We start from the raw sequence: 20,115 nt of genomic DNA, 5'->3' as shown, positions 1-20,115 counted from the left end.
ACCACGCGACCGACTCGCCCCCGGGAGCACTATCGTGTCCGCATGTCCGTCCCCGAACTGATCCGCATCGTCTCCCGCGACTCCCCCATGGCCCTCGCGCAGGTCGAGCGCGTCCGGGCCGAGTTGGCGGCCCTCCACCCCGGCGTGCGCACCGAGGTCGTGCCGGTGAAGACCACCGGCGACAAGTGGCTCGGCGACCTGTCGCTGGTGGAGGGCAAGGGCGCGTTCACCAAGGAGGTGGACGCCGCGCTGCTGTCGGGCGAGGCCGATCTGGCGGTGCACTGCGTCAAGGACGTGCCCGCCGACCGGCCGCTGCCGGCGGGCACGGTGTTCGCCGCGTTCCTGGAGCGGGACGACATCCGGGACGCGCTGATCCATCCGGACGGGCTCACCCTGGACGAGCTGCCGGCCGGGACCCGCGTCGGCACCTCCTCGGTGCGCCGCGTCGCCCAGCTGGCCGCCACCCACCCGGACCTCCAGTGCGTGCCGTTCCGGGGCAACGCCAACCGGCGGCTGGCGAAGCTGGCCGCCGGAGAGGCGGACGCCCTGCTCCTCGCGGTCTCCGGTCTGGAGCGCATCGGCCGCCGTGACGTGATCAGCGAGGTCCTCTCCCCCGAGACGATGATGCCGCCGATCGGCGCGGGCATCCTCGCCCTGCAGTGCCGTGAGGGCGACGCCGCGCTCATCGACGCGGTCAGCGGTCTCGGTCACCCGGGGACCCATCGGGAGGCGACGGCGGAGCGCATGTTCCTGCACGTGCTGCAGGGGCACTGCAACAGCCCGATCGCCGGATACGCCCGCGTGGACCGGAGCGGGGAACTCTCCCTGCGGGCCTGCGTCTTCACCCCGGACGGCAAGACGCGGCTGAACGCCCACGAGTGGGCCGGCCCGCTCGACCCGGCGACGCTCGGCACGTCAGTCGCCGTGGCCCTGCTGCGTCAGGGTGCCCGCGAGATCATCGACGGCATCGCGCACTGAGACGCCACCGGCCGGGGATCAGGCGGTGCCCTCCTCCGCCTGGTCCCGCAGGAAGGCGCTCACCTGGTGCGCCAGCCCGTCGTCACGCATCGTGCCGGAAAGGGTTCCGGCGCTCCCGTCGGGCAGCCCGAGGCCGCCGGTCCACAGCCGGCGGTCGGCCCACTCCTCGTCCACCCGCAACTGCACCTGGACGTCGACCTGGCGAAGGCTCGCCTCCGGGCCGGCCGCGTAGAGCACGGCGGTGACCCGGCGCAGCGGGTAGACGTCGAAGCCCTCGACGAACTGGGAGTTGCGCCAGTCGAGGAAGGCACTCTCCCCGTCGGGGCCGATCCGCACGTCGATCTGGCCGTCCTCCAGGTGAATGCCGAGGTGCCGGGCGCCCCGGTTCTCGACGGTCACCCGGACACAGAAGTACGTCAGCCCCTCGGCGGCGTCGTCGCGTCCACGCGGCGGCTCGGCCGGCTCAAGTCGGTGGACGCGGACCCGCAGACCGGCGTGCTCGTCGTACTCGTGCCAGTCCCCGACCACGTTCGGCTCGTACACGGTGCCCCTCTCGACCTCTCGACGCTGCTTCCTATCTGTGCGCTCAGCACACTGTCAAATGAGCGGAATGCGCTGTGGCCAGGCACTTCGCCCCTTTTGATCAACGATCAAGCGTTGCGCAGGAAGTATCCGCCGACGACCGCTCCGGGCGATCACCCAGAGCGTGCCGCACATCACGTTCGGCGGCGGCGCCGTCTCGCTCAGCGGTCCGCAGCCGTTCGGGTGGCCGTCCGGGGCATTCGCGCTCAGTATCCATATATATGAGGACTTGCCCGCACCCCTGCTGAGGGAGGTGCGCATGATGCGTATCGCCGGCAGAACCAAGCCCCATCCGCACGACGACGCTCCCGACACGGCCGCGGCCTTCGATCGGCTCGCGAGGATGCCCGAGGGCCCGGAGCGCAAGGCGCTGCGGGACGAACTGATCCAGGTGTGGCTGCCCATGGCCGAGCGGATCGCGGTCCGCTTCCGGGGCCGCGGCGAGAACCTGGAGGACCTCTACCAGGTGGCGGCCCTCGGGCTGGTCAAGGCCGTAGACCACTACGACCCGGAGCGCGGCCACGCCTTCGAGGCGTACGCCGTGCCGACCGTGACCGGCGAGATCAAACGGCACTTCCGCGACCACATGTGGACCCTGCACGTGCCGCGGCGGATCCAGGACCTGCGCAACCGGGTGCGCAAATCCGCGAAGGAGCTGGCACAGACCACGCCGGGCCGCGCCCCCACCATCGAGGAGATCGCCGACCACGCGCAGCTGACCACGGTCGAGGTCCGTACCGGCATGGAGGCCCTGGAGTGCTTCTCCGCGCTCTCGCTGGAGGCGGAGATGCCCGGCACCGACGGGTACGCCCTCGGGGACGCGCTCGGCGGGCTGGACCCGGCCTTCGACGCGGTGGTCGACCGGGTGGCCGTCCGGCCCTGCCTGGAGGCGCTGCCCGAGCGCGAGCGCACCATCCTCTACTTGCGCTTCTTCGGCGGGATGACGCAGAGCCGCATCGCACAGCAACTCGGCATCTCCCAGATGCACGTCTCCCGGCTGCTCAGCGGCTGCTTCGACCGGATCCGCGACGAGATCCTCACGGAGGTCCGCTGAAGCCGGCTCAGCGCTCGGGCCCGGCGCTCGGGCCCGGCGCTGGGGCTCAGCGCTCCGGCGGGGCGCCGGGGATCTGCGCGGGGCCGTGGCGGTCCAGGGAGTCCTCGAGAGCGGCCCGGATCTCCGGCGGCATCACTCCCGTGCGCCCCCAGATGAGTATCAATTCCGCCACATTGCGCAGTTTGATGTTCGTATGCTGGGAAACTTCCTTCAGGACGATCCATCCCTCGTCCGGCGTCACCCTGCCGAGGACGACGACCATGCCGATCGCCTGGTCGACGACGGCGTGCGAGACGACCGCCTCCTTCAGCTGCCGGACCTGCTCCTGCAGCTGGAAGATCTGGTCCGAGCCGGTCTGGTCCGAGCCCCAGTCCGTGGGCATGGTCACCTCCGGATCCGGCGGGCCACCGCCGCCTGTGCGGCGCGGTACCGCTCCGACGCATCCATCGTCGCCACCTGCGCCTCCTCGCGCCACTGGGCCGTCCGGGGCTGGTCCGCCACCGTTTCGGCGCCGCGCCCGGGGTACTCGGCAGGCGCCCGCCGCACTCCCGGCCGGACACTGGTGTGGAGCCGGTGGCTGCCGGTGGACGAGACCAGGACGCGACTGCCATGAACCACGACATGCCCTTCCCCGCCGGAAAGAGCCTCCTGTCCACGCACTCCGTGTTCGGGGCTCCCTGCTGGGTGAGTCTGACCAGCCGTGATCTGAAGGCCACCGAGGAGTTCTACTCCGCCGTACTGGGCTGGCAGTGGCGGCCCGGCAAGCTGGGCGAGCCCTTCCGGATCGCCCTGGCCGACGGGGTGCCGGTCGCCGGGATCGCCGCGGTCGCCGCGATGTGGCAGATGGCGGTGGCGTGGACGCCGTACTTCGCCGTGCGCAGCGCCGACGAGGCCGCGTCCCGGGTGCAGGAGCGCGGCGGCACGTCGGCGGTCGGGCCGATCTCCCTCCCGCCCGGACGGGCGGCCCTGCTGGCCGACCGGGACGGCGCGACCTTCGGGATCTGGGAGGGCGAGCTGTTCTCGGACTGGGAGACCTGGCGCACCTCGCGCCCCGCCTTCATCCGGCTGCACACCCGTGACGCCTTCGACGCCGCCATCTTCTACGGCGAGATCTTCGACTGGGCGGGGCCCGGCGGCTGCTGCGAGGTCCAGTACGAGGGCGACGAGGTGGTCCTGCGCAGCCAGGGGGACGTGGTGGCACGTATCGAGTCGGGCGCCCTGGGAGCGGCGCCCGACCCGGCCATCCGGCCGCACTGGCAGGTGCACTTCGCGGTCGAGGACGTCGCGGCCTGCGCCCGTACCGCGGAGCGGCACGGCGGCAGCGTGCTGTCCGTGAGCAGTGACGAGGCCGTGCTCCGGGACGCCGACGGCGCGCAGTTCACGGTGACCGCGCGCCGCCTCGGCAGCTGACCTCACGGGCCGCTCACCGGCCGGTGCGGGACGGCCGGGAGAGCAGCACCAGACTGCGCTGGTCGACGGTCACCACGGTGCCCGCCTTGTGCTCCGCCTCGTCGGGGACGCCGTCCGGGTCGGCGGTGTCGATCAGGGTCGTCCAGCGCTCGCCGTACGTGGCGTCGGGCAGCCGGAAGGGCGTCGGCTCCCAGTGGCTGTTGAACAGCAGCAGGAAGGAGTCGTCCTCGACCGGCCGGCCGCACGGGTCGGGTTCGGCGATGGCGTCGCCGTTGAGGAAGACGCCGACGGCGTGCGCGTCGGAGCGCTGCCAGTCGTCGTCGGTCATCTCCCGCGCGTCCGGCAGCAGCCACACCAGGTCGGGCAGCGGCTGGTCCGCGTGGGTGAGGGTCTCGCCGCGGAAGTAGCGGCGCCGGCGCAGGACGGGGTGGCCGGCCCGCAGCGCGATGACGCGCCGGGCGAAGTCCAGCAGCGCGCGCTGCTCCTCGTTCAGCCGCCAGTCGACCCAGGAGATCTCGTTGTCCTGGCAGTAGGCGTTGTTGTTGCCGCGCTGGGTGCGGCCCAGTTCGTCGCCGTGGCAGAGCATCGGGATGCCCTGCGAGAGCAGCAGCGTGGCCAGGAAGTTGCGCTGCTGGCGGCCGCGCAGCTCCCGGACGGCCGGGTCCTTCGTCGCGCCCTCGGCCCCGCAGTTCCAGGAGCGGTTGTGGCTCTCGCCGTCCCGGTTGCCCTCGCCGTTGGCCTCGTTGTGCTTGTCGTTGTAGGACACGAGGTCGCGCAGGGTGAACCCGTCGTGCGCGGTCACGAAGTTGACGCTGGCGCGGGGGCGGCGCCGGCTGTGCTGGTACAGGTCGGAGGAGCCGGTCAGCCGGGAGGCGAACTCGCCGAGCGTGTGCTCCTCGCCGCGCCAGAAGTCCCGTACCGCGTCCCGGTACATGCCGTTCCACTCCGACCACAGCTGCGGGAAGTTGCCCACCTGGTAGCCGCCCTCGCCGACGTCCCACGGCTCGGCGATCAGCTTGACGCGGCTGATCACCGGGTCCTGCTGGATGAGGTCGAAGAACGCCGACAGCCGGTCCACCTCGTGGAACTGCCGGGCCAGGGTGGCGGCGAGGTCGAAGCGGAAACCGTCGACGTGCATCTCGGTGACCCAGTACCGCAGCGAGTCCATGATCAGCTGGAGTACGTAGGGATGCCGCATCAGCAGGCTGTTGCCGGTGCCGGTGGTGTCGTAGTAGTGCTGCCAGTCGCCGTCCACCAGGCGGTAGTACGAGGCGTTGTCGATGCCGCGGAAGGAGAGGCTGGGGCCCTTCTCGTTGCCCTCGGCGGTGTGGTTGTAGACCACGTCGAGGATCACTTCGAGGCCGGCCTCGTGCAGGGTCTTGACCATCGACTTGAACTCGGTGACCTGCTGCCCGCGGGTGCCGAGGGCGGCGTAGCCGTTGTGGGGCGCGAAGAAGCCGATGGTGTTGTAGCCCCAGTAGTTGGACAGGCCCCGGTCCTGGAGGTGGCCGTCGTGCACGAACTGGTGCACCGGCATCAGCTCCACGGCGGTCACGCCGAGGGAGGTCAAGTGCTCCACGACCGCCGGGTGCGCCAACCCGGCGTAGGTACCGCGCAGTTCCTCGGGCACGTCGGGGTGGGTGCGGCTGAGTCCGCGGACGTGGGCCTCGTAGATGACGCTCTCCGAGTACGGGCGCCCGGGCGGGCGGTCGTCGCCCCAGTCGAAGAACGGGTCGGTGACCACGCCGAGCATGGTGTGCCCGGCGCTGTCGCCCGGGTCGGCCCGGCCCCTGGCCCGCTCGAAGAGGGAGGCGTGGTTGTCCACCATTCCGTCCACGGCCCGGGTGTACGGGTCGAGGAGCAGCTTCGCGGGGTTGCAGCGGTGACCCACGGCAGGGGCCCACGGACCGTGGACCCGGTAGCCGTAGCGCTGCCCTGGGCCGACGCCGGGCAGGTAGCAGTGCCAGACGAAGCCGTCGACGTCGGGCAGCGGGACGGTGCTGTGGGTGCCGTCGTCGTCGACGAGGACGAGGTCGACGCGTTCGGCGACCTCGCTGAACAGTGCGAAGTTGGTGCCCTGTCCGTCGTACGCGGCCCCCAGGGGGTAGGGGTGCCCGCTCCACACGGGCGACCCCTTCCAGTTCGGCCTGGCGCGGGTCACCGGGCCTCCTCCAGAACGCCGTTCGTCCTACTGGCCGGACCGGCCACCCGGGCCACCGGCATGATCTCTCGCGGCACTTCCAGCCCCTCCTGGGTGATCGGCTCCGGCGACGTCGCCACCAGCGGGACGCGTTCGCCGGCCCGGGCGCGTTGCGAGAACCAGATGACCTTGGCCCCGGTGTCGGCCGCGCAGCAGCCCCAGCCGTCGCTGGTGGCGGCGAGGTGCTGCAGGCAGCTGCGCAGGTCCTGGTCGGGACGGAGCGCGTGGTCGTTGCCCCCCACGGCCGTGATGAGGTGCTGGTGGTTCCACCACATCTCGATCGACGTGTTCTTGTCGCTCGCGTGCTCGTCGATCGCCCGGAGCAGCATTTCGGCGCCCGAGCAGACGGGTTCGACGAGGTTCTCCAGGTTCCAGAACCGGAGGTGAGCGGCCAGGATGCGCCTGACCTGTCCGACCCGTTCCGGGCTCACTTCCACGTCGAGGTGGTAGTAGCAGGGCACTGCGGTCTTCATCGTCGTGGCTCCTCACCGCGAAAGCTCTCGCTCCTCCTCGTCCCTTGGGGGACGAGCTCCCCGAACACGAAGCGTGAGCACTGATCGCTTCTGAGTCACTCCAGAGTGAGAGCAGTAGTCCATTCGTGCAACACGAGAAAGCAGTTGAAGATCCAACAAGACGGGGCGTCACCACCCGTGCACCATGTGTGAAGAACTCGATCGTCCGTACCCCCGGACCGTCCGGAAGGTGACCGGCCATGCTGCTTCCCGCGAAGAGCGAAGTCGCCCGGCAGCTGCGGCGTTACCGCGCCTGGGAACGCTCGATGCTGGCGTCCCCGGCGGACGTGGGCGTCCGGTCCACCTTCGAGGACTCCGGTTACACCCTCTGCGTGCTGATGGGGAAGCGGTGCGCACGCGAGGCCGCGGACGCCGCCGAGCGGTATCTGCGAACGAACCTGGTCACCCATGCGCAGGAACAGGCGGACCTGATCGCCCCGGCGGGGCGGAAGACCCCCTCCGGCGCGGCTTGACCCGAACGGCCGGGCCGTGTGGCCCGGCCCCGAGCACGGCGGAGGTGAGAACGGATGAGTACGACCGTGGAAATCGGACGTATCCCGGTACGGGACGTCCACCCGGTGGTGGAGCAGGGCAGACGCCCGGCGAAGGCGGTGGCGGGAGAGACGTTCGAGGTCACCGCCTCCGTGTTCCGCGAGGGGCACGACGCGGTCGCCGCCAACGTCGTGCTTAAGGATCCCGAGGGCCGGCCGGGCCCGTGGACGCCGATGCGGGAGCTGGCCCCGGGCAGCGACCGCTGGGGCGCCGAGGTCACCCCGGGCGCCGCGGGCAACTGGACCTACCGGGTGGAGGCGTGGAGCGACCCCGTCGCCACCTGGAAGCGCCACGCGCGCATCAAGGTGCCGGCCGGTATCGACACCGGCCTCGTCCTGGAGGAGGGCGCCGAGCTGTACCGGCGGGCCGCCGCGGGAGTTCCCAAGGGCGCCGGGCGTGCCGAGGTGCTGGCCGCCGCGGGCGCCCTGCTCGACGACACGCTGCCCGTGGCCACCCGGTTGGCGGCGGCGTTGACGCCTCAGGTGGACGCGGTGCTGGCCCGGCATCCGCTGCGGGAGCTGGTCACCACCTCCGACCCGCTGCCCCTGCTCGTGGAGCGCGAACGCGCCCTGTACGGCGCCTGGTACGAGTTCTTCCCCCGCTCCGAGGGCACCCCCACCCGGCCCCACGGCACCTTCCGCACCGCCGCGCGCCGGCTGCCCGCGATCGCCGCGATGGGCTTCGACGTCGTCTACCTCCCACCCGTCCACCCCATCGGCACCACCCACCGCAAGGGCCGCAACAACACCCTCTCCGCCACCCCCGACGACGTCGGCGTCCCCTGGGCCATCGGCTCCCCCGAAGGCGGCCACGACACCATCCACCCCGCCCTCGGCACCCTCGACGACTTCGACCACTTCGTCACCCAGGCCGCCCGCCTGGGTATGGAAGTCGCCCTCGACTTCGCCCTCCAGTGCTCCCCCGACCACCCCTGGGTCCACAAACACCCCGACTGGTTCCACCACCGCCCCGACGGCACCATCGCCCACGCCGAGAACCCGCCCAAGAAGTACCAGGACATCTACCCCGTCGCCTTCGACGCCGACCTGGAGGGACTCGTCACCGAGACCGTCCGCGTCCTGCGGCACTGGATGGACCACGGCGTGCGGATCTTCCGCGTCGACAACCCCCACACCAAACCCGTCGTCTTCTGGGAGAAGGTCATCGGCGAGATCAACCGCGCCGACCCCGACGTGATCTTCCTGGCCGAGGCCTTCACCCGCCCCGCGATGATGCACACCCTGGCCCAGATCGGCTTCCAGCAGTCCTACACCTACTTCACCTGGCGCAACACCAAACAGGAACTCACCGAGTACCTCACCGAACTCTCGGGGGACGCCGCCTCCTACATGCGGCCCAACTTCTTCGCCAACACCCCCGACATCCTGCACGCCTACCTCCAGCACGGCGGCCGCCCCGCCTTCGAGGTCCGCGCCGTCCTCGCCGCCACCCTCTCCCCCACCTGGGGCATCTACAGCGGCTACGAACTCTGCGAGAACACCCCCCTGCGCGAAGGCAGCGAGGAATACCACGACAGCGAGAAATACCAGCTCAAACCCCGCGACTGGGCCACCGCCGCCCGCGAGGGCACCACCATCGCCCCCCTCATCAGCCGGCTCAACACCATCCGGCGTAACCACCCCGCGCTGCACCGGCTCAGGAACCTGCGCTTCCACCGGACCGACAACGACGCGCTGATCGCGTACAGCAAGCGCGTGGGGCCCGACGTCGTGCTGGTGGTAGCCAACCTCGATCCCCACCGCACCCAGGAGGCCACGATCTCGCTCGACATGCCGCAGCTCGGCCTGGACTGGCACGAGACGGTGCCGGTCCACGACGAACTCACGGACGAGACCTACCACTGGGGCCGGACGAACTACGTCCGGCTGGAGCCCGGCCGGACCCCCGCTCACGTCTTCCACGTCCGCCGGCCGTCCGCCGCCACGCCCCAGAACGGAGGGTCAGGAGCCTCATGACCGTGAACGAGCCCGTGCCGGACAAATTCGAGGACACACCGGCCAAGGACCGTGACCCGGACTGGTTCAAACGAGCCGTCTTCTACGAGGTCCTCGTCCGCTCCTTCCAGGACAGCAACGGCGACGGCGTCGGTGACCTCAAGGGCCTCACCGCCAAGCTGGACTACCTGCAATGGCTGGGCGTGGACTGTCTGTGGCTCCCGCCCTTCTTCAAGTCGCCCCTGCGCGACGGCGGTTACGACGTCTCCGACTACACCGCCGTGCTGCCCGAGTTCGGCGACCTGGCCGACTTCGTCGAGTTCGTGGACGCCGCCCACCAGCGCGGCATGCGCGTGATCATCGACTTCGTCATGAACCACACCAGCGACCAGCACCCGTGGTTCCAGGAGTCGCGCAGGGACCCCGACGGCCCGTACGGCGACTACTACGTCTGGGCGGACGACGACACCCGGTACTCCGACGCCCGCATCATCTTCGTCGACACCGAGGCGTCCAACTGGACCTTCGACCCGGTCCGCGGGCAGTACTACTGGCACCGCTTCTTCACCCACCAGCCGGACCTGAACTACGAGAACCCGGCCGTCCAGGAGGAGATGCTGGCGGCGCTGAAGTTCTGGCTGGACCTGGGCGTCGACGGCTACCGTCTCGACGCCGTGCCCTATCTGTACGCCGAAGAGGGCACCAACTGCGAGAACCTGCCCGCCAGCCACGAGTTCCTCAAGCGCGTCCGCCGCGAGATCGACGCGCACTATCCCGACACCGTGCTGCTTGCGGAGGCCAACCAGTGGCCGGAGGACGTCGTCGACTACTTCGGCGACTACGCCGCCGGCGGCGACGAGTGCCACATGGCGTTCCACTTCCCGGTCATGCCCCGGATCTTCATGGCCGTACGCCGCGAGTCCCGCTACCCGGTCTCCGAGATCCTCGCCAAGACCCCGGCCATCCCGTCCGGCTGCCAGTGGGGCATCTTCCTGCGCAACCACGACGAGCTGACCCTCGAAATGGTCACCGACGAGGAACGGGACTACATGTACGCGGAGTACGCCAAGGACCCGCGCATGCGCGCCAACATCGGCATCCGGCGCCGGCTCGCCACCCTCCTGGACAACGACCGCGACCAGATCGAGCTGTTCACCGCGCTGCTGCTCGCCCTCCCGGGTTCGCCGATCCTGTACTACGGCGACGAGATCGGCATGGGCGACAACATCTGGCTCGGCGACCGCGACGCCGTACGGACCCCGATGCAGTGGACACCGGACCGCAACGCAGGCTTCTCGACCTGCGACCCGGGACGCCTGTTCCTGCCGACCATCATGGACCCGGTCTACGGCTACCAGGTGACGAACGTCGAGGCGTCCATGGCCTCGCCGTCCTCCCTGCTGCACTGGACCCGCCGCATGATCGAGATCCGCAAGCAGAACCCCGCCTTCGGCCTGGGCACCTACACCGAACTGCCCTCCTCCAACCCAGCGGTACTGGCCTTCCTGCGGGAATATGAGGACGACCTGGTGCTGTGCGTGAACAACTTCGCGCGGTTCGCGCAGCCCACCGAACTCGACCTGCGGGAGTTCGCCGGACGCCATCCGGTCGAGCTGTTCGGCGGAGTCCGCTTCCCCGCCATCGGCGAACTGCCGTACCTGCTGACCCTCGGGGGCCACGGCTTCTACTGGTTCCGGCTCACCCGAGTCGCATCCCGCATCGGCCGCCGCGTTTGAGCGTGGGCCGAGGAAAGGACGCGTCACCATGCCGAAGACCGCACCCCTGCGCCCGAGACGCGGGCATCTCGCCGAGACCATGGCCTCGCTCGGCGAGCTGCTGCGGGAGTGGCTGCCGCGCCAGCGCTGGTTCGCGGGCAAGGACCGGCTCGTGGCCGAGCTCGGTCTGCTGTCGATGACCGAGCTCTTCCCGGGCTGTCTGCATCTCCTGGTGCACACCGGGCAGGGCCCCGTGCCCGCCCCGGGCGGCGCTCCCCCGGCCGGCGACTGCTACCAGCTGCTGCTCGGCGTGCGCGAGCAGCCATCGCCGCGCCTGGGCCGGGCGATCATCGGGCAGGTGCAGGACGGCCCGCTGGCCGGCCGGACGGTCTACGACGCGCTGCACGACCCCCGGTCGGCCCAGCTGCTCCTGGAACGGCTCAGGCACCCCGGCAAGGCGGGACCGCTGCGCTTCGAGTCCGACCCCGCACGGCCGGTGCCCGGCGGGCTCGTGCCGCGGCTGCTGGACGCCGAGCAGTCCAACTCCTCGCTGATCTACGGCGACGAGTTCATCCTGAAGCTGTTCCGGCGCATCCAGCCCGGCGTCAACCCCGACCTGGAGGTGCCGGACGCGCTGGCCAGGCAGGGCTGCGGCCGGGTCCCGGCGCCGGTGGCGTGGATGCGGACGACCCATCCCTACGAGGCGACGCTCGGCGTGCTCCAGCCGTTCCTGCACGACGCCTCGGACGGTTGGACCCTCTCCCTGAACGCGCTGGCCTCCGGGGACGACTTCACCGTGCAGGCCCGCGAGCTGGGGCGGGCGATGGCCGACGTGCACCTCGCGCTGGCCTCGGCGTTCCCGGCCGGCCCGCCCGGGGAGAACGGCCGGACGGCGGCGGCGATGACCGAGCGGCTGACCGCCGCCGCGCACTGCGTACCGGCCCTGCAGCCCTTCGTCCCCGGTCTGCGGGCGGCCTTCGCGGCGCTGTCCACCTGCGACTCCGGACCGCCCGCCCAGCGCATCCACGGCGACCTGCATCTGGGGCAGGTGCTGCGGGCCGGCCGGGACTGGTTCGTCATCGACTTCGAGGGCGAGCCGTCCCGCCCGCTGTCCGAACGGCGCAGCGCCCACTCCCCCGTGCGGGACATCGCGGGCATGCTGCGCTCCTTCGACTACGCCGCCCGGCAGCGCCGCCCGTGGCGCCCCGAGTGGGCGCGCCGCTGCCGGGAGGCGTTCTGCGCCGGCTACGCCGCCCGCGCCGGATGGGACCCCCGTAAGAAGCACGGCCTGCTGCGCGCCTACGAGACGGACCGCGCCGTGTATGAGGTGCTGTACGAGGCCCGGCACCGCCCCGACTGGCTTCCCGTACCCATGGCGGCGATCGAACGACTCGCCGTGAGAGGAGACTGACCCGTGGACCTCCGCGACACCTCGCTCCCCGAGCCGTCCGGTCCCGTCCCGCCCACCCCCGGTGCGTGCGGAACCGCCCCGCCCCTCGACCCGACCGACCGCGGGCGCCTGCTGGCGGGCGCCCACCACGACCCGCACGCCCTGCTCGGCGCCCACCAGGTCCCGGGCGGTGTCGCGTTCCGGGCGCTGCGCCCGTTCGCCCGCGAGGTGAGCGTGGTCGTGGCCGGCGAGCGCCACGGCCTCGTGTCGGAGGAGGACGGTCTCTTCTCCGGGGTGCTGCCGCTGGCGGAGATCCCCGCGTACACCCTCGTCGTGACGTACGAGGAGGGCGAGCAGGAGACGCACGACCCGTACCGCTTCCTGCCCGCCCTCGGCGAGCTCGACCTGCACCTGATCGGCGAGGGCCGGCACGAGCAGCTGTGGCAGGCGCTCGGCGCGCATCCGACGACCCACGAGGGTGTCACCGGCACCCGGTTCACGGTGTGGGCGCCGAACGCCCAGGGGGTGCGGGTCGCCACGGACTTCACCCACTGGGACGGCACGGCGTTCCCGATGCGCTCGCTCGGTTCGTCCGGGGTGTGGGAGCTGTTCCTGCCGGGCGTCGGCGAGGGCACCCGGTACAAGTTCGAGATCCACTCGCGGTACGGCCACCGGTTCCTCAAGGCCGACCCGATGGCCCGTGCGGCGGAGGAGCCGCCGAACACCGCGTCCGTGGTGACCGCCTCGGCGTACGAGTGGGGCGACGGGGAGTGGCTGCGGACCCGGGCCGCGACGCCCGTGCACGAGGCGCCGTTCTCGGTGTACGAGGTGCACCTGGCGTCCTGGCGGCCGGGGCTGTCCTACCGCGAGCTGGCCGAGGAGCTGCCCGCGTACGTCAAGGACCTCGGCTTCACCCACGTCGAGCTGATGCCGGTCGCCGAGCACCCGTACGGCCCGTCCTGGGGCTACCAGGTCACCGGCTTCTACGCACCGACCGCGCGCCTCGGCTCGCCCGACGAATTCCGGTACCTGGTCGACGCCCTGCACCGGGCCGGGATCGGCGTGATCATGGACTGGGTGCCGGCGCACTTCCCGAAGGACGACTGGGCGCTGGCCCGCTTCGACGGGGACCCGCTGTACGAGCCCGGGGACGAGCGCCGCGCGACCCACCCGGACTGGGGCACCTACACCTTCGACTTCGCCCGTACCGAGGTGCGCAACTTCCTCGTGGCGAACGCGGTGTACTGGTGCGAGGAGTTCCACATCGACGGGCTTCGCGTCGACGCGGTCGCCTCGATGCTCTACCTGGACTACTCGCGCGACTCGGACCAGTGGGAGCCCAACCAGTACGGCGGCCGGGAGGACCTGGCGGCCATGGCGTTCCTCCAGGAGATGAACGCGACCGTCTACCGGCGCTGCCCCGGCGTGGTGACCATCGCCGAGGAGTCGACCGCGTGGGGCGGGGTGACCCGGCCGACCGACGCCGGTGGGCTCGGGTTCGGCCTGAAGTGGAACATGGGCTGGATGCACGACTCGCTGGAGTACGTCGCGCACGAGCCGGTGCACCGCAAGTACCACCACCACGAGATGACCTTCTCGATGGTGTACGCCTACAGCGAGAACTACTGCCTGCCGATCTCCCACGACGAGGTGGTGCACGGCAAGCAGGCGCTGGTGTCGAAGATGCCGGGCGACTGGTGGCAGCGGCGGGCGAACGTCCGCGCCTACCTCGGCTTCATGTGGGCGCATCCGGGCAAGCAACTGCTTTTCATGGGGCAGGAGTTCGCGCAGGGCGCCGAGTGGTCGCAGGAGCAGGGCCCCGAGTGGTGGCTGCTCGACGAGGGGTACCACTCGGCGTCCGACCACCGCGGGATCCAGGACCTGGTCCGCGAGCTCAACACCCGCTACGGGCGGACGCCGGCCCTGTGGCAGCGCGACACCGATCCGGCCGGTTTCCGGTGGGTCGCGGTGGACGCGGCCGAGGACAACATCTTCGCGTTCCTGCGGTTCGGTGCCGACGGCACTCCGCTGCTGGCGGTGTCGAACTTCTCCCCGGTCGTCCGGCACGAGTACGGTCTCGCCGTCGGCGACGAGGTCACCGCCTGGCAGGAGGTGCTCAACACCGACGCCGAGGAGTACGGCGGCAGCGGTGTGGGCAACCCCGACCCGGTCAAGCCCGAGGACGGGAGCCTGCGGATCACCCTTCCGCCGCTGGCGACGGTGTGGCTGATGCCGTACGCCCTGTGAGCCGCGGCGGCGCGACCAGGTGTCCGACCGCCTTCCCGGGGCAGTCGGTGGTCCAACGACCGAGCAGACCTCGTCGCCGCCGCGGCCGGGCCCACAGAAAGGCGGCACCACGTGCGCACCGTCGGAGTGGAGGAGGAGCTCCTCCTGGTCGACCCCGAGACCGGCGAGCCGCGGGCACTGTCCGCCGCCGTGCTCGCCCGGGCCTCACTGGACGATGCCGAGCAGGACGTGTTCGAGAAGGAACTGCACGAGCAGATGCTCGAGTTCGCCACGCATCCGCAGTCGGACATGGAGCGGCTGCACGCGGAGATCGTCCGCTGCCGTGAGGAGGCCGGGGGGCACGCCGGGGGGATCGGCTGCGCCGTGGCCGCGCTGGCGACGTCGCCGCTGCCGGTGACCCCCTCCATCGGCGTGAACCGCCGCTACGACTGGATGGCCGACCAGTACGGCGTCGTGGTCCAGGAACAGCTCGTCCTGGGCTGCCACGTGCACGTCTCGGTGGAGTCCGACGAGGAGGGCGTCGCGGTGATCGACCGGGTGCGGCCCTGGCTGCCGGTGCTGGCCGCGCTCAGCGCGAACTCGCCGTTCTGGCAGGGCAGGGACTCCTCCTACAGCAGCTATCGCAGCCGGGTCTGGCAGCGCTGGCCGTCGGCCGGTCCGACGGAACTGTTCGGCTCGGCGGAGACCTATCACCGGCGGGTCGCGGACATGCTCGCCACCGGCACGATCCTCGACGACGGGATGATCTACTTCGACGTCCGGCTGTCCCAGCGCTACCCGACGGTCGAGTTCCGCGTCGCGGACGTCTGCCTGGACGCGGGGACGGCCGTCGTCGTCGCCGCCCTCGCCCGCGCGCTGGTCGACACGGCCGCGCGGGAGTGGCGGGAGGGCGCGGAGCCGGCCGAGCACAGTGTGAGCCTGCTGCGGCTCGCGGCCTGGCGGGCGGCCCGGTCCGGGCTGACGGAGGAACTGCTGCACCCCGCGACGATGCGGCGGATGCCGGCCGAGACGGTCGTACGGGCGCTGCTGGACCACGTCGGGGACGCGCTGGCCGCCGACGGCGACCTCGACCGGGTGCGGGACGGCGTCGGCGAACTGCTGCGGCACGGCAACGGGGCCCGGGTGCAGCGCGAACTGCTGGAGCGCACCGGCAGCCTGCGGGACGTCGTCACCGAGTGCGTACGCCGTACTCAGGCGGCCTGAGACGCCCCGCGGGGCCGTCGCTCCTCGGACCTCCTCGGACCTCCTCAGAGGATCAGGACCAGGGCGTACCCCAGGAAGCCCGCCGCGACCAGCAGCACCAGCGCGAGGATCACGGTCAGGGGCGCCTTGGCCCAGCCCTTGGAAGGGTTGTTGCCCTCCCACGGGCCCGCCTCGGACATGCTGCTCTCCCCCGGCGGGGTCTCGCCAGGCGGCACACCGCCTCCCTGTTCCAGTCCGGTGGTGCGTTCGGGTTCCGGGTCGGGGTTCGTATAGCTCATGCCGTCCGGGTCCCCCGATCCGGCCGAGATCACCAGGCGGGAACACTTCCGCCGTCCCGGCCCCCCGCCGCCTGCGGCTCCGCTACATTCCGAGCACGGCCGATCACGGTGCTCGTCGGTGCTCGTCCGTGGGGTCCACCGTCCGTACATGTCAGGAGCCAGCGCATGCGCGACCTCGCTCTCGCTCCCCGGGCCGTCTCGCCCCTGACCGGCGGGCTCGCCGACAGCCTCTTCGAGACGGCTGCCCTCAGTCCGACCCTGCCGATGCTCGCCCGCCGTACCGGGCCGGACTCGACGGTCTGGCACGAGGTGACGGCCGTGGAGTTCCGCGACGAGGTGGCCGACCTGGCCAAGGGGCTGATCGCGTGCGGGATCTCGCCGGGCGACCGCGTGGCGATCCTGGCCCGCACCCGGTACGAGTGGACGGTCTTCAGCTACGCGCTGTGGACGGTGGGTGCCGAGGTCGTGCCGATCTATCCGACCTCCTCACGCGACCAGGTCGAGTGGATCCTGCGGGACGCCGGCTGTGTCGCCGTGGTGGTCGAGGACGAGCAGAGCGTGATGACCGTCGGCTCGGTGTGCGCGTCGCTGCCCTCGCTGCGCCATGTCTGGCAACTGGACGCGGGCGCGATGGACACGCTCGTGGCGCGCGGCGAGTTCCTCCCGTTCGCCACGGTCGACTCCATGCGCCGCATCGTGCTGCCGGACTCCACCGCGGTCGTCGCCTACACCTCGGGCACGTCCGGCCGCGCCATGGGCTGCGCGCTGAGCCACCGCAGCCTGGCCAGTCCGTGCGACACGCTGATCGAGGGCTGGGGCCACACGGTCGCGCCGCCCGGGGAGCAGGGCGCCGTCCTGGCCTTCCTGCCCTTCTCCCACGTGTACGGGCTGATGATCCAGAGCCTGTGCGTCCGGGGCGGGCTGCTCATGGCGCACGAGCCCGCCATGACCGAGGAGGCGCTGGCCTCGGCCCTGCGCTCCTTCCGCCCGACCTACTTCTACGCCGTCCCGTCGGTTCTGGAGAAGCTCTACAAGAACTTCCTGCGCACGGCCCAGAAGGCAGGCCGCGGGGCGCTGTTCGAGCGGGCCGCCGAGACGGCGCGGGACTTCGCCGCCGCGCTGGAGCGCCGGCGGCTGGGCAGGGGGCCGGGGCCCGGCTTCGACCTCCGCCTCCAGCACGCCCTGTACGAGCGGACGGTGTACCGCCGGCTGCGGAGCGCGCTCGGCGGTCGGGTGCGCCGCGCGACGTCCGGTGGTTCGCCGCTCAGCCGCGAGCTGTCCCTCTTCTTCGAGGGCATCGGCGTCTACGTCCACGACGGCTACGGCCTGACGGAGACCAGCGGCGGGCTGACGATGCAGCCGCTGGGCCGGGAGAAGTCCGGCACCGTCGGGCAGCCGCTGCCCGGGATGGAGATCCGGGTGGCCGACGACGGGGAGATCCTGGTGCGCGGGCCCTCGCTGTTCCAGGGGTACATCGGTGACGAGGCCGCCACCCTGGAGGTGCTGCGCGGCGGCTGGCTGGCCACCGGGGACCTCGGGCATCTGGACGACGAGAACTACCTGGCGATCACGGGCCGCAAGAAGGACGTCATCATCACCAGCGGCGGCAAGAGCGTGGCACCGACCGCCCTGGAGCAGCGGCTGCGCATGCACCCGCTCGTCCACCAGGCGGTGGTCGTGGGCGACAACCGGCCCTGCGTCGGCGCCCTGATCACGCTCGACCCGGAGTTCCTGACGCACTGGCGGGCGGGCCTGGCCCTGCAGGGCGACGCCCCGGTCCGTGAGGCACGCGAGGAGAACGCGCTGCGGGAGGAGGTCGCGCGGGCCGTCGCCGCGGCCAACAGTGCCGTGTCGCGTTCGGAGTCCATCCGGGTCTTCCGCGTCCTGCCCGATCCGTTCGACGTGGCGGGCGGGCTGCTCACCCCGTCGATGAAGCTCCGCCGGGACGAGATCGTACGGACCTACGCCTTCGAGATCGACGCGATGTACGAGGCGCGGTCGCACCGCCGGCCGCCGGTGCCGCCGCAGGATCCGGCCGGGTGGGAGGACTCGGACAACGTGTTCTTCCGGTGACCGCGGAAGCGGCTCGGTAAGGCGCGGACGTGCGCGGACGCGCCGGTGGGGTACCGGCGCGCCCGCGCACTCGTGGCCTGGTGTGCCGACCGGATCAGCCGCCCACGTACCGGCTGAAGCCGCCGATCGACGCGCTCACCACCATCCCGGCACGATCGCTGTGTTCCGCCTTCCGGGTTCCCGCGCAATCCGCTCTGTGTTCCGGGGATTTCGTCGGGGGTGACGGGACAGTCACCCCCGGCCACCACGCCCGGACCCGCACAACGAGGCGCGTAGGGTCGGCCGGCACGGGAACTAACAAACGAAGGGAAAGCGAAGAAAGGACAACGCCCGGCCGATGCCGGGCCGGGAAGGCGAAATGGCAGCCGAGTCGCGTAGGGACAGGACACTGGCTTCCGAGGAGATCACGAACCGCACCGCCAGCTTTACCGGGGAGCTGCACAATGTGACCGGTGCGCGCCTGGTCGCGGAGGAATTCCTCTACGACCTGGCCCGTGCGTCACCAGCCTCGCAGCCCGAGCACTGGGACGACATCCTCCTGGTCGTCACGGAGCTGGCGGCGAACGCGGTGCAGTACGCCCCGGGGCCGTTCACGCTGCGGCTGCGCCGGACCTTCGACGGAGTGCACGTGGTGATGCACGACACGAGTACGACCGAACCCGCGCCGCGCCCCTTCCATCCGAGCAACGGCGGCGGCGGCATCGGCTGGCATCTGATCCACACCCTGTCCGACCAGGTGAGCGTCGTCACCGGCGAGCGGGGCAAGGACATCCATGTCTTTCTGCCCTGGTGACCGCCCAGGTCACGGGGCGCCCGCGTCGCGCAGGGGTACCAGCACGCTGATCGACTTGCCGCCCTCCGGGTGCCGGTCGACGGCGATGTCGCGGGCCAGGCGGGCGACGAGCGGCCAGCCGTAACCGCTCCCGTGGTGCCTGGTGGGGAACTCGTACGCGGCCCGGGGCACCACCGAGCTGTTGTCGTGAACGGCGATCCACACGCCCTCGCCCATGGGCCGGATCTCGAATCCGGCCAGCCCGTCGCCGTGCCGGATCGCGTTGGTGACCAGCTCCGAGACCACGAGCAGCAGGTCGACGACGTCCTCGTCCCGCACGCCGCGGCCCGATCCCCATTGCGCGCGCGCCACCGACTCCGCGTACGCGCGTGCCGTCGCCGCGCTCGTCACGGCGCCCGTGGCCGGTGCGCCGGACGGCGCGAAGCCGGATGAGGCCGTGGTGGTCCCGTCGGTTGATTCCATGTCAGTGGTGTCCCTGGTGTCCCTGGTCTTCGCCGTGCTGTCGTCCGGCGCCGGGTCAGTCCGCGGAGGTGTCCTGCGGCGGCAGCCGGTGGTAGTAGTCGCCGACGGACGTCAGATACTCCCGGTCCATCGTCTCGCTGTCGGTCCGGAACCGGGGCGCGGCCTTGACCTCCGCCCTGGTGCACGCCACCGTGACCGTACGGGCCTCGGTGTCGATGCCCCTGACCATGCCGACCGGCACGAGCACGCTCCGGCCGAAGACCCAGACGCCGGTGTCGACGACCAGGTGCCGCATGCCGAAGTGGTCGGCCTGGCGGTCCACGTGACCGATGGTGCCGTCGTTCGCGACGACGGTGCAGCCCGTCAGGTCCTGTTCCTCCGTGTAACCACTGCCCGCCGCGTACGACCAGATGCTCTCCATCGGCACGCCGTCCCTTCCCTCCCGCGTCGGTGACCCTTGCCGGGCCGGGCCGACGCCACGCGCCGGGCCGGCTCCACAGCAGCAGATACCCGGCCCGGGCTGCCGCATTCGGGCTCAGTGGGCCAATCGGCGGCGGCTCAACCGTTCCGGGTACCCCATGACCGTTCCGGCATGTGTGGCACATCCCGTAGGAGGCCGCGCTCCACCGAGTGACGTCCCGCTTTGTTCGGACCCGCGACCTGGGTTAGCCTCTGACGTATTTTTCGCCTTGGGTAGATCCGTGAACTGCG

General features: G+C 71.3%; 19 protein-coding genes. 11 read left to right on the top strand and 8 right to left on the bottom strand.

Annotated features, from left to right (window positions below; genetic code table 11):
• Nucleotides 1-42 precede the first annotated feature (42 nt).
• On the top strand, nucleotides 43-978 hold the full coding sequence (gene hemC, locus ACFCZF_RS03510) for a hydroxymethylbilane synthase (RefSeq protein WP_376670208.1): 936 nt from the start codon (nucleotides 43-45) through the stop codon (nucleotides 976-978).
• 18 nt (nucleotides 979-996) lie between these two features.
• Here the strand turns inward: hemC and ACFCZF_RS03505 are convergent, their stop codons facing one another.
• Complete coding sequence (locus ACFCZF_RS03505; protein ID WP_376670207.1) at nucleotides 997-1,521, bottom strand: hypothetical protein; 525 nt, start codon at nucleotides 1,519-1,521, stop codon at nucleotides 997-999.
• Between the two features lie 301 nt (nucleotides 1,522-1,822).
• Between ACFCZF_RS03505 and ACFCZF_RS03500 the strand changes: the two genes are divergently transcribed.
• The gene (locus ACFCZF_RS03500) at nucleotides 1,823-2,614 is read left to right on the top strand and encodes a SigB/SigF/SigG family RNA polymerase sigma factor (RefSeq protein ID WP_376670310.1); all 792 of its coding nucleotides are present in this window, start codon (nucleotides 1,823-1,825) and stop codon (nucleotides 2,612-2,614) included.
• A 46-nt stretch (nucleotides 2,615-2,660) separates the two neighbouring features.
• Here the strand turns inward: ACFCZF_RS03500 and ACFCZF_RS03495 are convergent, their stop codons facing one another.
• Both ACFCZF_RS03495 and ACFCZF_RS03490 read right to left on the bottom strand, forming a co-directional pair.
• On the bottom strand, nucleotides 2,661-2,996 hold the full coding sequence (locus ACFCZF_RS03495) for an ANTAR domain-containing protein (RefSeq protein ID WP_375920909.1): 336 nt from the start codon (nucleotides 2,994-2,996) through the stop codon (nucleotides 2,661-2,663).
• A 2-nt stretch (nucleotides 2,997-2,998) separates the two neighbouring features.
• Nucleotides 2,999-3,232 (bottom strand): hypothetical protein, encoded by a 234-nt coding sequence (locus ACFCZF_RS03490; RefSeq protein WP_375920912.1) that lies wholly within the window; start codon nucleotides 3,230-3,232, stop codon nucleotides 2,999-3,001.
• Here ACFCZF_RS03490 and ACFCZF_RS03485 point away from each other — a divergent pair.
• Nucleotides 3,224-4,024, top strand: coding sequence for a VOC family protein (locus tag ACFCZF_RS03485; RefSeq protein WP_376670206.1), 801 nt, complete (start codon nucleotides 3,224-3,226; stop codon nucleotides 4,022-4,024). The two genes, ACFCZF_RS03490 and ACFCZF_RS03485, sit on opposite strands and share 9 nt — an antisense overlap.
• 13 nt (nucleotides 4,025-4,037) lie before the next feature.
• Here ACFCZF_RS03485 and glgX read toward each other — a convergent pair whose 3' ends face one another.
• Nucleotides 4,038-6,185: a glycogen debranching protein GlgX gene (gene glgX, locus ACFCZF_RS03480; protein WP_376670205.1), complete on the bottom strand. Its 2,148-nt coding sequence runs from the start codon at nucleotides 6,183-6,185 to the stop codon at nucleotides 4,038-4,040.
• Nucleotides 6,182-6,697 carry a pep a2 gene (locus ACFCZF_RS03475; RefSeq protein ID WP_375920919.1) on the bottom strand — a complete coding sequence of 172 codons (516 nt, stop codon included), beginning with the start codon at nucleotides 6,695-6,697 and terminating at the stop codon, nucleotides 6,182-6,184. Before ACFCZF_RS03475 ends, glgX begins: the two co-directional genes overlap by 4 nt.
• 239 nt (nucleotides 6,698-6,936) lie before the next feature.
• Between ACFCZF_RS03475 and ACFCZF_RS03470 the strand changes: the two genes are divergently transcribed.
• The 6 genes from ACFCZF_RS03470 (at nucleotide 6,937) to ACFCZF_RS03445 (ending at nucleotide 15,798) form a co-directional block, all read left to right on the top strand.
• Nucleotides 6,937-7,209, top strand: coding sequence for a DUF5133 domain-containing protein (locus ACFCZF_RS03470; protein ID WP_376670204.1), 273 nt, complete (start codon nucleotides 6,937-6,939; stop codon nucleotides 7,207-7,209).
• Between the two features lie 54 nt (nucleotides 7,210-7,263).
• Complete coding sequence (locus ACFCZF_RS03465) at nucleotides 7,264-9,264, top strand: alpha-1,4-glucan--maltose-1-phosphate maltosyltransferase (protein ID WP_376670203.1); 2,001 nt, start codon at nucleotides 7,264-7,266, stop codon at nucleotides 9,262-9,264.
• Complete coding sequence (gene treS, locus ACFCZF_RS03460) at nucleotides 9,261-10,979, top strand: maltose alpha-D-glucosyltransferase (protein ID WP_376670202.1); 1,719 nt, start codon at nucleotides 9,261-9,263, stop codon at nucleotides 10,977-10,979. Before ACFCZF_RS03465 ends, treS begins: the two co-directional genes overlap by 4 nt.
• A 28-nt stretch (nucleotides 10,980-11,007) precedes the next feature.
• The gene (locus tag ACFCZF_RS03455) at nucleotides 11,008-12,369 is read left to right on the top strand and encodes a maltokinase (protein WP_375924997.1); all 1,362 of its coding nucleotides are present in this window, start codon (nucleotides 11,008-11,010) and stop codon (nucleotides 12,367-12,369) included.
• 3 nt (nucleotides 12,370-12,372) lie between these two features.
• Nucleotides 12,373-14,595: a 1,4-alpha-glucan branching enzyme gene (gene glgB / locus ACFCZF_RS03450; RefSeq protein WP_376670201.1), complete on the top strand. Its 2,223-nt coding sequence runs from the start codon at nucleotides 12,373-12,375 to the stop codon at nucleotides 14,593-14,595.
• Nucleotides 14,596-14,706: 111 nt separating this feature from the next.
• The gene (locus ACFCZF_RS03445) at nucleotides 14,707-15,798 is read left to right on the top strand and encodes a glutamate--cysteine ligase (protein WP_376670200.1); all 1,092 of its coding nucleotides are present in this window, start codon (nucleotides 14,707-14,709) and stop codon (nucleotides 15,796-15,798) included.
• A gap of 44 nt (nucleotides 15,799-15,842) precedes the next feature.
• Here the strand turns inward: ACFCZF_RS03445 and ACFCZF_RS03440 are convergent, their stop codons facing one another.
• Nucleotides 15,843-16,076, bottom strand: a complete 234-nt coding sequence (locus tag ACFCZF_RS03440; RefSeq protein ID WP_210960810.1) for a DUF6480 family protein — start codon at nucleotides 16,074-16,076, stop codon at nucleotides 15,843-15,845.
• 165 nt (nucleotides 16,077-16,241) lie between these two features.
• On the opposite strand from ACFCZF_RS03440, the gene ACFCZF_RS03435 reads away from it, so the two are divergent.
• A complete protein-coding gene (locus tag ACFCZF_RS03435; RefSeq protein ID WP_376670199.1) occupies nucleotides 16,242-18,149 on the top strand; it encodes an AMP-dependent synthetase/ligase in 1,908 nt (635 codons plus the stop codon).
• Between the two features lie 358 nt (nucleotides 18,150-18,507).
• Nucleotides 18,508-18,942, top strand: a complete 435-nt coding sequence (locus tag ACFCZF_RS03430; protein WP_375917147.1) for an ATP-binding protein — start codon at nucleotides 18,508-18,510, stop codon at nucleotides 18,940-18,942.
• Between the two features lie 9 nt (nucleotides 18,943-18,951).
• Here the strand turns inward: ACFCZF_RS03430 and ACFCZF_RS03425 are convergent, their stop codons facing one another.
• The gene (locus ACFCZF_RS03425) at nucleotides 18,952-19,404 is read right to left on the bottom strand and encodes an ATP-binding protein (protein WP_376670198.1); all 453 of its coding nucleotides are present in this window, start codon (nucleotides 19,402-19,404) and stop codon (nucleotides 18,952-18,954) included.
• A gap of 55 nt (nucleotides 19,405-19,459) precedes the next feature.
• Nucleotides 19,460-19,825, bottom strand: coding sequence for a PRC-barrel domain-containing protein (locus ACFCZF_RS03420; protein WP_376670309.1), 366 nt, complete (start codon nucleotides 19,823-19,825; stop codon nucleotides 19,460-19,462).
• Nucleotides 19,826-20,115 lie beyond the last annotated feature (290 nt).

Origin of the sequence: Streptomyces sp. NPDC056296, assembly GCF_042268605.1 — a bacterium.
GTDB lineage: Bacteria > Actinomycetota > Actinomycetes > Streptomycetales > Streptomycetaceae > Streptomyces.
Note: the sequence above shows the minus strand (reverse complement) of the source record. Positions and strands in the feature narration are given on the sequence as shown.